10 protein-coding genes are annotated in these 13,279 nt (G+C 39.2%); all 10 read left to right on the top strand.

Annotated features, from left to right (window positions below; all coding sequences use genetic code 11):
• Positions 1–68 precede the first annotated feature (68 nt).
• The 10 genes from IGI50_RS18450 (at position 69) to IGI50_RS18405 (ending at position 13,212) form a co-directional block, all read left to right on the top strand.
• Positions 69–839: a Cof-type HAD-IIB family hydrolase gene (locus IGI50_RS18450; protein WP_438778046.1), complete on the top strand. Its 771-nt coding sequence runs from the start codon at positions 69–71 to the stop codon at positions 837–839.
• A 102-nt stretch (positions 840–941) separates the two neighbouring features.
• Positions 942–2,186: an MFS transporter gene (locus IGI50_RS18445; protein WP_070509455.1), complete on the top strand. Its 1,245-nt coding sequence runs from the start codon at positions 942–944 to the stop codon at positions 2,184–2,186.
• 46 nt (positions 2,187–2,232) lie between these two features.
• On the top strand, positions 2,233–2,670 hold the full coding sequence (locus tag IGI50_RS18440) for a pyridoxamine 5'-phosphate oxidase family protein (RefSeq protein WP_438778045.1): 438 nt from the start codon (positions 2,233–2,235) through the stop codon (positions 2,668–2,670).
• A 182-nt stretch (positions 2,671–2,852) separates the two neighbouring features.
• Positions 2,853–4,529: a potassium-transporting ATPase subunit KdpA gene (gene kdpA / locus IGI50_RS18435; RefSeq protein WP_438778044.1), complete on the top strand. Its 1,677-nt coding sequence runs from the start codon at positions 2,853–2,855 to the stop codon at positions 4,527–4,529.
• Between the two features lie 14 nt (positions 4,530–4,543).
• Positions 4,544–6,574, top strand: coding sequence for a potassium-transporting ATPase subunit KdpB (kdpB, locus tag IGI50_RS18430; RefSeq protein WP_438778043.1), 2,031 nt, complete (start codon positions 4,544–4,546; stop codon positions 6,572–6,574).
• A 34-nt stretch (positions 6,575–6,608) separates the two neighbouring features.
• A complete protein-coding gene (locus IGI50_RS18425) occupies positions 6,609–7,139 on the top strand; it encodes a potassium-transporting ATPase subunit C (protein ID WP_438778042.1) in 531 nt (176 codons plus the stop codon).
• 68 nt (positions 7,140–7,207) lie between these two features.
• Positions 7,208–9,778 (top strand): DUF4118 domain-containing protein, encoded by a 2,571-nt coding sequence (locus IGI50_RS18420; protein WP_438778041.1) that lies wholly within the window; start codon positions 7,208–7,210, stop codon positions 9,776–9,778.
• Positions 9,779–9,788: 10 nt separating this feature from the next.
• Positions 9,789–10,487, top strand: a complete 699-nt coding sequence (locus IGI50_RS18415; protein ID WP_010743421.1) for a response regulator transcription factor — start codon at positions 9,789–9,791, stop codon at positions 10,485–10,487.
• Between the two features lie 154 nt (positions 10,488–10,641).
• Positions 10,642–11,271: a class I SAM-dependent methyltransferase gene (locus IGI50_RS18410; RefSeq protein WP_438778040.1), complete on the top strand. Its 630-nt coding sequence runs from the start codon at positions 10,642–10,644 to the stop codon at positions 11,269–11,271.
• A gap of 144 nt (positions 11,272–11,415) precedes the next feature.
• Complete coding sequence (locus tag IGI50_RS18405; protein WP_438778039.1) at positions 11,416–13,212, top strand: heavy metal translocating P-type ATPase; 1,797 nt, start codon at positions 11,416–11,418, stop codon at positions 13,210–13,212.
• The last annotated feature ends 67 nt before the right edge of the window (positions 13,213–13,279 follow it).

Here is a 13,279-nt window from a genome sequence, read left to right as displayed (position 1 = left end):
TTTCCCCTTTTTTGTACGTGGAAAAGTCGATGCGTCCTTTAAATAATTATTTTTGGAGGAAGAGAAGTATGAAAAAAATGGTATTTTTTGATTTAGATGGCACCTTATGTTCAGATGGAAGTTTACAGGTAGGACAAGAAATAATAACCGCATTCAACGACCTCAAGAAAAATGATGTCTTACCGATTATCGCGACAGGTCGAAGTCATTATGAAGTAAGGGAGCTACTAGATTTACTTCGAGTAGAGCATTATATTTTATCGAATGGCTGCTATGTACAATCTGCAGGAAGAACCATCCAGAATGTGACGTTTCCCATTGAAGAAGTCGAAGCTATTTTAGCAATTGCAGAAAAATATCGATTGTCGGCAGGTTACTTTAATCAGCGGAGCTATGCAATAACTCAGCTTTCAGAGGTAGTTAAGGAACATGTTGCTTATATGGGGATTTCAGAAGTTCCGGTGGTTGCCGACTTTTATCAGTGGAATCCTGTCAATTTTATGAATCTCTATCTAAATGCCGAAATGGAAGAAAAAATTCGTAAAGAGCTGGGTGCTATCGCTGAACTCGTCCGTTTTGCTCCTTTGGCGATTGATATATTGCCAAAGAATGTTTCAAAAGGAACGGCGATCAAAAGCTTATTGACTTCCTTGAGAGATAGTCAAATTGAAACCTATGCTTTTGGTGATCAAAATAATGATATTAGTATGTTTCAACTCGTTGATTTTGGTGTCGCGATGTCCCATAGCACAGAGCAGTTGAAGATGCAGTCTTCTTATATCGCAACATCAACGAATGGTGTTATCGAGGGATTAAAATACTATGGTCTAATTTCATAAAATTATGAAAAAGGATTAGAAGAGAATGAGACTTTAGACGGATGCTGATAAATTAAGAATTCGTTAAGATAAATCTATCAACGAAAGAGAGTAGGAAAGAGTGTGAAGGGAAATAAAAAGAATATTAGCTATTTGATGTTGGGGCAGTTTATCTCTGTATTTGGTGGGGCAATCTTACGTTTTGCATTGTCATTATTTGTTTTAGATGTAACAGGAAGGGCCGATATTTTTGCTACGGTATTAGCCATTTCCAGTATTCCAGTCTTGTTTGCGCCAATTGGTGGGGCAATTGCGGATCGATTCGATCGAAAGCTCTTAATGGTTTTGATGGATGTCGCCAATGCGATTATTGCAGGGTTACTTTTTCTAGTGGTCGGAACAACTGAATCAATTTTAGGTATTGGTGTTTTAATCTTTATTTTAGCGATTGTTGGCAGTTTTGATACTCCAGTAGTGGGTGCGAGCATCCCTTTATTGGTAGAAGAGGATGAACTGGAAAAAATCAATGGATTATCGAATGGTATTTTACAATTATCGAATGTTGTTGCACCGATTATTGGCGGTATTTTCTATGGGGTTATGGGAGCTAAACTGCTGGTTGCCAGTAGTATTCTCTTTTTCATAATAGCCGCGATTATCGAGAGCTTTTTAAAGATTCCATTTGAAAAACGCGAGCAGTCATCCGGTACCATTATGCAGATTTTAACAGCCGATTTAAAGGACGGATTCAAGGAAGTCAAAAACAATCAAGTGATTTTCAAATCAATCACTATTGCTGCGGCGATCAATTTTGTTTTAACGTCTTTCTTTATTGTTGGACTTCCAGTTATTTTACGAATGACGCTTCAGGTAAATGACACCATGTATGGAATCGGCATGGGAGTCTTTAGTTTAGCTAGTATTATTGGAGCTATTTTTGCAGGGCAGTTAACGAAAAATATAAAATTCAATAATTTTTATCGGGTGTTTACGCTCTCAGGAATTCTATTGATACTCATGAATCTCTTATTGAGTATGACGAGTATTGGGGTTGGTTTTATGGTTGTGCTCGTCATGGAAATCATTATCGGAATGATGCTAAGCGCGATTTCAATTTATCTGATCACCATTGTGCAGCGAATTACTCCTAAGGAAAACTTGGGAAAAGTGATGGCGACAATTATCGCAGTTGCACAATGTGCGGTTCCTTTGGGCCAATTACTGATGGGACTAATCTTCAGAAATACGACAGACAGTGTTTTTGTTCCACTACTTTTAATCAGCGGACTGGTTTTGTTGATTTCAGGAGCTTGCTTTATGATGTTTAGAGAGACCAAAGAGAGTGACATTTATACGGCAAAAGATTAGAATTGATACACTCTTTCAAACATCAAGAGAAAAAAAGGAGAAAAAAATGGAGTTTAGAGCAGAATGGACGAAACTGATTGAGACGCAGCCTTTTTGTTTGCTAGGATCGATTACAGAAAATGGCTACCCTATGATCCGGGCGATGCTGAAGCCGATAAAAATTGAAGATAATCATCTGTATCTTCATACCAATACTTCTTCCAATAAAGTCCATCAGTTTCTAGAAAACCCTAAAGCTTGCTTGTACTTTTATGATGGGGAGACTTTTACTGGAGTTAGTTTGATTGGAGAGATGGAAGTATTTAGTGAAGAAAAGGATAAAAGAGAGTTTTGGCAGGAAAGTTACGATATTTACTATGAAAAAGGCGGCGGATTACCGGATTTTACAATTTTGAAATTCACTATTGTTGAAGGAGAGTTTTACCAGAATTTCAACGTTCATACGTTTCAAGAGTCAAAAAAAGACCATATAAAGATAGTGTAAAGAAATGGACGAAAGTTTCACACTATCTTTAGGTCTTTTTTTTTATGCTTAAAAAGTAGTAAATAGCGGTCAATGGTAGACCGTTTTGAAAAGGAGAGAATTTAAATGACGATTATTTTAGGAATGATTGGGTTCTTACTAATGATCTATCTTTTCTGGTTTTTATTTAAGGGGGAAGAGTTATGAGTAGTATCATCTATCAAGGCCTATTTTTCTTGTTTATTCTATTAACCCTAGCTTTGCCGCTAGGGTGGTATATCAAAGAAATAATGCAAGGAAGAGTGCCTAGAGGTGTGCGCTTTTTGCAGCCTATAGAACGTTTATTTTATAAAGTCATTGGTCCTATTAGTAAAAAAGAAATGTCTGCAAAACGCTACGCATTAAATGTGATAGTACTGAGTATTTTCTCGGTTCTGTTACTTATTCTTATTTTAATGACACAGCATTTCTTGCCTGGAGGATCAGCAGTAAAAAATTTATCCTTTCCTCTGGCTTTAAATACAGCAGTTAGTTTTGTAACAAATACGAACTGGCAGGCATACGCGGGAGAAACAACTTTATCAAACGCTTCTCAAATGTTCGGTTTAACCGTTCAAAACTTTGTTTCTGCGGGTGTTGGATTATCTGTATTAAGCGCTTTGTTTCGAGGAATATCGCAAGTAAAACGAAAAGCACTTGGAAATTTTTGGCAAGATTTGACACGCAGCTTGGTGTATATTTTGCTTCCGCTAGCGTTTGTTTTTTCAATTGTCTTGATTTCACAAGGAACGATCCAATCGTTCAAATCAGGGATTGCTTATCAAGGATTAGAAGGGAAAAATCTATGGCTGTATTTAGGCCCTGTCGCTAGTCAAGTCGCAATAAAACAATTAGGAACAAACGGTGGTGGTTTCTTTGGTGCAAATTCGGCTTATCCTTTTGAAAACCCAACGCTCCTTTCAAATTTCATCGAGAATATTGCGATTTTATTGATTCCAGCCGCGTTGATTTTTGCTTTTGGATTTTGGGTCAGGGATTGGAAGCAAGGCCGAACAATTATGATAGTCTCCTTGTTCTTTCTTTTACTTGCCTTTATAGGTGTTGCTATCAGTGAATACTATGGTCCAGAAATAGCACGCGTTGTTGGATCTGCTAATTTAGAGGGAAAAGAAGTTCGTTTCGGTGTCGGGTGGTCCAGCCTATGGTCAGTCTCAACCACCGCAGCATCAAATGGCTCTGTGAACGCGATGCTAGATAGTTTCACGCCGCTTGGTGGAGCTATCCCGATGTTTTTAATGCAATTAGGAGAAATTATTTTTGGCGGTGTCGGCAGTGGTCTTTATGGCATGTTGGCTTTTCTATTATTGGCAGTCTTTATCGCCGGTCTCCTAGTGGGCCGAACACCAGAATACCTAGGTAAAAAAATTGAAGCTTTCGATATAAAGATGGCTAGTTTGGTCATCCTGACACCGCTAATGTTAACTCTTTTTGGCGCAATGGCTTTGGTTTTACATCCAGAGGTTGAGGCATGGTTAACTAATCGCGGTCCCCACGCCTTCAGCGAACTATTGTATGGGGCAACATCCTTAGCCAATAATAATGGAAGTGCTTTTGCCGGTCTACTGGCAGATCACTCGTTCATAAATATTTTGGGCAGTCTAATGATGGCTATTTCAAGATATTTACCAATTATCGCTATCTTACTTCTAGCTGAGAATATGGGAAGCAAGAAGAAAGCTGCATTAAGTTCAGGAACGTTGTCAACAGTTAGTCCAACTTTTGTATCTATGCTAATTATTGTTGTTTTAGTGATCGGAGCGCTAAGTTTTCTACCAGTATTGGCACTTGGTCCAATCGCGGAATTCTTTACGATGAAATAGATGGAGTGAATAAAATGAAGAAAATCTATCAATGGGCAGCAGGACAATCTTTTAAAAAATTAGATCCTCGCCAGCAGATCAAAAATCCAGTTATGTTTGTTGTTTACTTGGGGGCAATTCTCACAACGCTCTTATGTTTTTATCCAACTGGAGTTCCAATATGGTTCAGTATCGCTGTCACTATTTTTCTTTGGCTGACCTTACTCTTTGCGAATTTTGCAGAGGCTGTTGCAGAAGGACGAGGAAAAGCGCAGGCAGATAGCTTGAAGCAAGCAAAAAAAGAAGTTATGACCTATAAAATAAACAGTCTGGAGGATATCAGAGAAGAGAACTTTATAGAATTGCGTTCATCAGATTTGAAACGCGGAGACTTGGTCTATGTCCGATCAGGAGAACAGATTCCTGCTGACGGAGATGTCATTGAGGGGGCTGCTTCCGTTGATGAGAGTGCAATTACTGGAGAATCTGCACCGGTTATTCGAGAGTCTGGTGGTGACCGTAGTGCCGTCACTGGTGGTACCACGGTTGTATCGGACTATTTAGTGATTCGTGTAACTTCGGAAAATGGCCAATCTTTCTTAGACAAAATGATTGCGATGGTTGAAGGAACACAACGAAAAAAAACACCGAACGAGACTGGGTTGCAGATTTTCTTGATAACCTTAACGATTATCTTTTTAACGGTCTCAATAACCCTAGTTCCATTTACAGATTTCAGTAGTCAGCTTTCAGGAAAAGGGGAAGCTCTCTCAATGATTATTGTGATAGCTTTGTTGATCTGTTTGGCGCCAACAACGATTGGTGCGTTGATCTCATCAATCGGAATTGCTGGTATGAGTCGTTTAACGAAAGAAAATGTGATCGCTATGAGCGGTCGTGCGATTGAGGCGGCTGGAGATGTCGATGTTCTCCTACTGGATAAAACAGGAACCATCACTTTGGGGAATCGCCGAGCGAGTGAATTTTTACCGGTGAATGGGGTCAGTGAAGAACAGCTTGCTGATGCGGCTCAATTGTCCTCACTAGCAGATGAGACAGCAGAAGGCAGAAGTATTGTCATTCTCGCAAAGGAACGCTTCAATTTACGCGAAAGAGCGTTTCAACAATCAGAAGTGAAGTTTATCGACTTTAGTGCGAAGACGCGAATGAGCGGAATTGATTATCGTGGAGATGAAATTCGTAAAGGCGCAGCAGACACGATGAAGAAATATGTACAATCAAAAGGAGAAAGTTACCCTCCTGAATGTGATGACCTTGTCGACAAAATTGCCCGCGCAGGTGGGACACCCTTAGTAGTAGTTAAAAATAATCGTGTTTTAGGGGTTGTCTATTTGAAGGATATCGTGAAAAACGGGGTGAAAGAAAAGTTTGCTGATATGCGAAAAATGGGTATCAAAACGATCATGATCACCGGGGACAATCCATTAACCGCAGCGGCCATCGCAGCCGAAGCGGGGGTGGATGATTTTTTAGCGGAAGCTACACCTGAAAATAAAATGGACTTGATTCGTGAGTATCAAGAAAAAGGCCACCTCGTCGCAATGACAGGGGATGGTACAAATGATGCGCCAGCTTTAGCACAGGCAGATGTGGCAATGGCAATGAATACTGGTACCCAAGCCGCAAAAGAAGCTGGGAACATGATTGATTTAGATTCGAGTCCTACTAAATTGCTGCAGGTTGTCCAAATCGGCAAACAGCTATTAATGACTAGAGGAGCATTAACCACCTTCAGTATCGCCAATGATATCGCTAAATATTTCGCAGTAATACCTGTTTTATTCTATAGTATCTATCCACAACTAGATCGTCTGAATCTCATGGGATTAGGCAGCCCGCTTACAGCAATCTTATCGGCTGTTATTTACAATGCGGTAGTTATCGTTGCTTTGATTCCGCTAGCATTAAAAGGAGTGAACTATCAAGAAAAACCTGCTAGTCAAATTTTGCGTCATAATTTATTGATTTATGGCCTGGGAGGGATCATCGCTCCCTTTATTTTCATTAAATTAATCGACATGGTTCTTTCATTAATCATTTTGTAGAATCTAAATGTATAGAAATGAGGAGGAGATAAACGTGAAAAAAAGCCTATTTGGTATTTTGCGTTTTTTGATTTTAAGTTTAATTATTTTTGGCGGTGTCTATACTGTTGCTGTTACTGGTGTAGGGCAGCTATTCTTTTCAAATCAAGCTAATGGGAGTCAGGTCAAGGTAGAAAAACGTGTCGTCGGCTCATCATTGATTGGTCAAGAATTCAAACAGAAGAAATATTTCTCAGGACGAAGTGAAAAAATTAGCCAGCTTTCACCTGTTTCAAGCGAACAAAAGCAATTGGTTGAACGGCGAACCGAGGCTGAATTGGCAAAGAATCCATCAGAAAAAGAAGTACCTAATGACCTCGTTACTGCCTCTGCGAGCGGTGTTGATCCAGATATAAGTTTAGCCGCGGCCAAATTTCAAGTCGCTAGAATTTCTGAAGAGCGTGGGCTTTCTCAAGAAAAAATTTATGAATTAATTGATGATCATCGTCAAAAAGATTGGTTTTCTGATCGAAGTTATGTGAATGTTTTGCAGTTGAACCTCGCATTAGATAAACTAGAAGCATAATCAGTGAGAATTCTCTAGCTGTTTTTAGCAGCTAGAGAATTATTGTGTATAAAAAAGGGGGTGTGGTGATGGAAAACAAAGAAGAGAAACAATTAGGTGATGGTCGACGTGGCAGGCTCCGAGTGTTTTTTGGTTTTGCAGCGGGGGTCGGAAAAACATACGGAATGCTGGCAGAAGCTCATGAATTGCAGTTAATGGGAAAAAATGTAGTGATTGGTTACATTGAACCGCATGATCGTCCGGATACCAATCGCTTGCTAGAAGGCTTACCTCAAATTCTTCCCAAAAAGATCGCCTACAAACAAATGATTTTAACAGAGCCAGATATTGATCAAATCATCAAACAAAGACCAGAGATAGTTTTGATCGATGAGTTGGCCCACACGAATGCCGAAGGTTCTCGAAATCGAAAAAGGTACCAGGATGTAGATGAATTATTGAAGGCTGGAATCAACGTGTTTACCACTGTCAATGTTCAACATATTGAAAGCTTGAATGACATTGTTGAAGAAGTGACAGGTATCGAAGTCAAAGAGACAGTTCCCGATACCTTTTTACAACAAGCAACGATTAAGGTCATTGACGTTGAGCCAGATGAACTGATCGAGCGATTGGAACAGGGAAAAATCTATGCGAATGAGAATGCAAGACGAGCGTTACAGAATTTCTTTATCCCACAAAAGCTCGATCAGCTTCGGGGATTGGCGATTCAACGAGCTTCAGACCATATCAATCGAATAAGTGGGAAAACAATCGGTATTCAAAGTAAACTGTTGGCAGTCGTGAATGACACCTTTCCTAAAATGACTGAAAAGTGCATACGCTGGACTGCCAGGTTGGCTCAAGGTTTAGGGGCTGAGTGGACAGTCATTCAAATTCGTACGCAGGAAAATACGCCAACGAATATTCCTTTAGCCGAAAAGTTAGGTGCCGAGGTGATCAGTATTGAGGAGGATGACAGCTTTGAAACCATTGTGGAATTTGCCAAAATGACTGGTGTTACTGACATCATCATGGGGAAAAATCTTCGTCAGCCGTGGTATGAAAAAATATTCGTTGAAGCATTTGATGATCGATTGTTAAAACGATTAAATGATACCGAGCTCCACCTGATTCCATTCAGCGAAGAGAAGCAATCCTTGTTCTTCAAGACGCGAAAAGTAATCGAAGGAGGCGGAAAAGATTTAGCCATTGCGGTTGGCGGCGTATTTCTCGCCACAATCATCACAGAACTGATGCAATACATTCATGTTGGTGATCAAAACTTGATGCTGATGTATATCTTTTTTATTTTATTAGTTGCCCGAACGACCTCTGGCTATTTTTGGAGCGCTCTTTCTTCCATATTAAGTGTTCTATCCTTTAACTGGTTTTTTGTTGAGCCATTATATTCATTAACCGTATACAAACAAGGCTATCCTATTACGTTACTGATCATGCTAGTGGTAGCGCTGATGATCAGTAATCTGATGGTTCGCTTGAAGAAGCAAGCAGATAGTTCCATGGAGAAAGAACATCAGATGGAAATTCTCTATGAATTGAACAAACAATATATTTTAGCAGAAAGCCGCAAACAGATTCTCGATATCTCAGCTACCTATTTGTCAAGATTGCTAGAACGAGAAGTCATTATTTTTGATCGAAAGGGAACAGTTGAATGTGTTCATTGCGTAACTGATAAAGCCTCTGTATTAAATAAAAAAGACGAAGCGGCTGTCGCTTTTTGGTCGGCAAAAAACCAAAAAGAAGCAGGAAATGGGACAGATACTCTGGTAGGCGCTAAAGGATTTTACCTACCGATCGTCGCTAGTGGAAAAACATTGGCAGTATTAGGAATTGAACGACGGGCTAATCTGGAACTAGAAAATGATCAGCTCAATTATTTAAAGCTTGTATTGACTCAGATTGCGGTTATTTTAGAACAAACCGAACTGAAAGAAGAAAAAGAAAAAGTTGAACGAGAAAATGAACGAGAAAAGGTTCGCAGCAATCTCTTACGAGCAGTGTCTCATGATTTAAGGACACCTTTAACAGTCATCTCAGGAATTGCCGAAACCTTAGGTGCTGCTGAAGACTTAAAAGAAGAAACACGTCAGAAATTATTGAAGGATATTCAGGATGAATCACAATGGTTAATTCGAATGGTAGAAAATCTTCTTTCCATCACTCGAATCAATATGGATACTATGAAGGTGACAAAAACAGCCGAACCTGTCGAAGAAATTATTGAAGCGGTGTACAAGCATTTGAAGAAAGTCTATCCAGAGGGAGAAGTGACTATTCAATTGCCACAAGAGGTGGTATTCATTCAAGCTGATCCTATTTTGATTGAACAAGCATTGTTTAATTTAGTAGAGAATGCCTTCCGTCATGGGGAAAAAAATCACCCCGTTAAGCTGACAGTTCACCATGAGCAGGATGGCACTGTTTTCGAAATAGAAAATTATGGTGAAATACCGATGAAGCAATTTCAACGAATTCAGTCCAATCTATCTAGTGCGAATGAAGTTCCTGTGGATTCAAAAAATGGTTTAGGTATCGGTTTGAGTATTGTTAAAACAATAATCCACGCCCACAACGGAAGAATGGAAATGACCGTTGGTGAAGGACGAACACTTGTAAGAATTTATTTGAAGTGAGGGAAAGTAAATGAAGCAATCCATATTATTAATTGAAGATGATCCAAATATCACGGATTTTATGGAAGTTGTTTTAGGTCAAGAACGGTATCAATTGACAATCGCGCGAACAGGCATGGAGGCTTTAACTGCTTTCCAAACTACAACGATTGATCTGGTACTACTAGATTTAGGACTACCTGATATTGATGGTATTGATTTATTGAAAATTCTACGCAAACGCATGCACCTGCCAATTCTCATTATCTCTGCTAGAAATAATGAAGAAGAAAAAGTAACAGCGTTGGATTTAGGGGCCGATGATTATGTCACAAAGCCCTTTGGAACGAACGAGTTGCTGGCTCGAATTCGGACAGCCCTTCGTCATCAAAATGTTCATCCAGAAACTTTATCCGTAGTGGAGAATAATGCATTGAAAATTGATTTTGATAAACAATTGGTGTACAAGGATGGAAGGGAGATTCACTTAACGAAAAATGAGTATCGCATACTTGCTTTGATGTTTCGTGAATTAGGCAAAGTCGTCACCTATCAAACACTGATGACCGAAGTTTGGGGACCTTATAGCAATGATTCTCAAACTTTACGAGTAAATATGTCTAATATCAGAAAAAAAATTGAGACGGATACACTTAAGCCAGAATACTTAATTACTGAGATTGGAGTAGGGTATCGTCTCCGTGATCATCGCACAGACGATGAAGAATAGAAAATACTTTTCACGAAGTCCTTGCTATGCAAGGGCTTTTTATAATGGAATTTCCGGACAAAAATCACTTTTATTAGAAAAGAAACAGCGGATTTGAATAGACTATCTAAGTGTCTCAAGTTTTAGTAGACTAGAATAAATGGAGGTGCAACAATTGTTTATTTTTTTTAGTTTATTAATCGTAGCAATCGTCTTATTTTTAATCTTCAAACGCTTGATAGAACAGTCGAAGAATCCTACTGGTATTTTGGGTATGTGGATGATGAACATATGGAATCGGGCGTATTTGCCCATGGTCAAATGGACATTTAAGTATATAACGGTTTATCCCCCAAAAACTGTATTAGATATTGGAATCGGGAATGGAGCCTCAACAAATCTCATTCGCAAACATTTTCCAACTAGTACGATTTATGGGATTGATTGTTCGAGCACTGCTGTAAAAGAAGCCCGAAAAAGAAATAGGGATGATGTAATCATTAAACAAGAAAAAATTGAAGAGACTGATCTTCCAACAAATTTTTTTGAATTGGTATTTGCTTTCCAAACGCATTTTCATTGGGAAAAATTGGATCAATCCTTTTCTGAAATAAAAAGAATCTTAGCACAAGAAGGAGAACTATGGATTGCTTGTGAGCAAACAAAAGTAAACTATTTTCTGCCAAATTTAGTAGAAGAGGAGCATCTTCGAGCTTACCTAAACGATTTAGGTCTAGAACTTGTTGACATTTATCAGACGACACCGTGGGTTTGTTACCGAATAATGAACTATACAAGTCAATAATTTAAAGCGCTTAATTATAATTATTATTGATTGATTGCAATAGATCAACGATGTTAATGATTATCTTTCTCATTTAGGCGTTTCTGTTTTCAATTAGGATCTCCAAGTGCTATTCTCATATTGAAGATAAATGGAGGCGTTCGTATGAGTAATGTAAAGAAATTTTTGTTAACTGTAATGATCGGGATTGTAGCATTAATTTTAGAATTTGGTTTTCATCAAAATCAGCTGGCTTTTTGGTTAATTGCGATTGTTGGTGGTGTAATGACCATTTCTATGCTGATTGGAATGATCGAAACGCTTCGCTCTGGAAAATATGGAGTGGATATTTTGGCGATCACTGCCATTGTTGCTACGTTACTAGTGGGTGAATATTGGGCCAGCTTAATGGTTTTGATCATGTTGACTGGCGGAGATAGTTTAGAGGATTATGCTAGTCACCAGGCTAGTCGGGAATTACGTTCTCTTTTGGATAATTCTCCTCAAACAGCTCATCGAATCGATGGAGAGAGTATAAATGATTTATCTGTTGAAGAAGTGCAAGTAGGGGACATCATCTTAGTCAAACCAGGGGAAGTGGTTCCAGTTGATGGTCGTGTGCTTTCAGGAGAATCTTTTGTTGATGAATCTTCATTAACAGGCGAATCCAAGCCAATAGAGAAGAAAATCAACGACGAGTTAATGTCAGGCTCTATTAATGGGGATGCTGCGTTGCGCTTTAAAGTAACAAAGGCAGCGAAGGACAGCCAATATCAGACACTGGTAAAACTAGTCAAAGAATCTGAGGCAAAACCAGCTCATTTTGTTCGCTTAGCGGATCGTTATGCTGTTCCTTTCACAATTATTGCCTATGTTATTGGCGGAGTTGCTTGGTTTGTATCAAAAGACCCTGTTCGTTTTGCAGAAGTCTTGGTCGTTGCTTCTCCATGTCCATTGATTTTAGCTGCACCGGTAGCATTAGTAGCGGGTATGAGTCGTTCAAGTCGAAATGGGATTGTCGTGAAAACAGGAACGACCATTGAAAAACTGGCACGAGCAAAAAGTATTGCGTTTGATAAAACGGGTACACTAACAGAAGGTAGATTATCTGTAGAAAAAATCAAAGTAGTCACAGCCGAGGTTTCTCCAGAAGAATTGATGATCTATGCCGCGAGTGGCGAACAAGACTCTAGTCATATCTTAGCTAGATCGTTAGTTGCCTATGCAAAAGAAAACCATCTGTCTTTATTTCCAGTAACAAATTTGGAAGAAGTAACTGGTCAGGGAATCCAAGCTAAAGTTAACGGAAAAGAACTTCGTGTAGGAAAAGCTGTGTTCGCAGCCGCACCTGTAGAATTAAGCAATGAACAAACGGCAGTTTATGTTTCTATAAATAATATCTATGCGGGATACATCACCTTCACTGATATTGTGCGTGAAGAATCTGCTGAAACGATCACCTCATTGAACAGATTAGGTATTGAGAAAACCATTATGCTAACTGGGGATCATCAATCAATTGCAAATAAGATAGCTAGCGAGGTTGGCATTTCTGAAGTTCATGCGGAATGTTTGCCAGAAGAGAAAATCAATGTATTAAGAACGTTAAGTGAAGCTGAACGACCAAGTATCATGGTAGGTGACGGCGTCAATGATGCGCCAGCGTTAGCGATCGCTGATATTGGAATTGCGATGGGGGCACATGGTTCGACTGCTGCTAGTGAAAGTGCCGACGCAGTAATCTTAAAAGATGATTTAACTCGTGTCTCTGAAGCTGTTAGACTCTCACAAGATACGATGCGAATTGCTCGTCAATCTGTGTTGATCGGTATCGTGATTTGTGTGGTATTAATGCTGATTGCAAGCACAGGTGTAATACCCGCATTACTTGGTGCAGCATTGCAGGAAGTTATTGATACTGTTTCCATTTTATCTGCTCTGCGGGCACGAAAGGATCATTAAAAACAGCTCATCAATAAAAATCCGACCAACTATGCATAGGTGTAGTTGGTCGGATTTTACTCGTTTT

The sequence above is a fragment of the Enterococcus sp. DIV0170 genome (assembly GCF_051710765.1).
GTDB lineage: Bacteria > Bacillota > Bacilli > Lactobacillales > Enterococcaceae > Enterococcus_A > Enterococcus_A raffinosus.
Note: the sequence above shows the minus strand (reverse complement) of the source record. Positions and strands in the feature narration are given on the sequence as shown.

Bases quoted from the DNA above. Each gene is read 5' to 3' on its own strand.
- IGI50_RS18450 (WP_438778046.1), top strand. From the start codon at position 69: ATGAAAAAAATGGTATTTTTTGATTTAGATGGCACCTTATGTTCAGAT.
- IGI50_RS18440 (WP_438778045.1), top strand. From the start codon at position 2,233: ATGGAGTTTAGAGCAGAATGGACGAAACTGATTGAGACGCAGCCTTTT.
- kdpA (WP_438778044.1), top strand. From the start codon at position 2,853: ATGAGTAGTATCATCTATCAAGGCCTATTTTTCTTGTTTATTCTATTA.
- kdpB (WP_438778043.1), top strand. From the start codon at position 4,544: ATGAAGAAAATCTATCAATGGGCAGCAGGACAATCTTTTAAAAAATTA.
- IGI50_RS18420 (WP_438778041.1), top strand. From the start codon at position 7,208: ATGGAAAACAAAGAAGAGAAACAATTAGGTGATGGTCGACGTGGCAGG.
- IGI50_RS18415 (WP_010743421.1), top strand. From the start codon at position 9,789: ATGAAGCAATCCATATTATTAATTGAAGATGATCCAAATATCACGGAT.
- IGI50_RS18405 (WP_438778039.1), top strand. From the start codon at position 11,416: ATGAGTAATGTAAAGAAATTTTTGTTAACTGTAATGATCGGGATTGTA.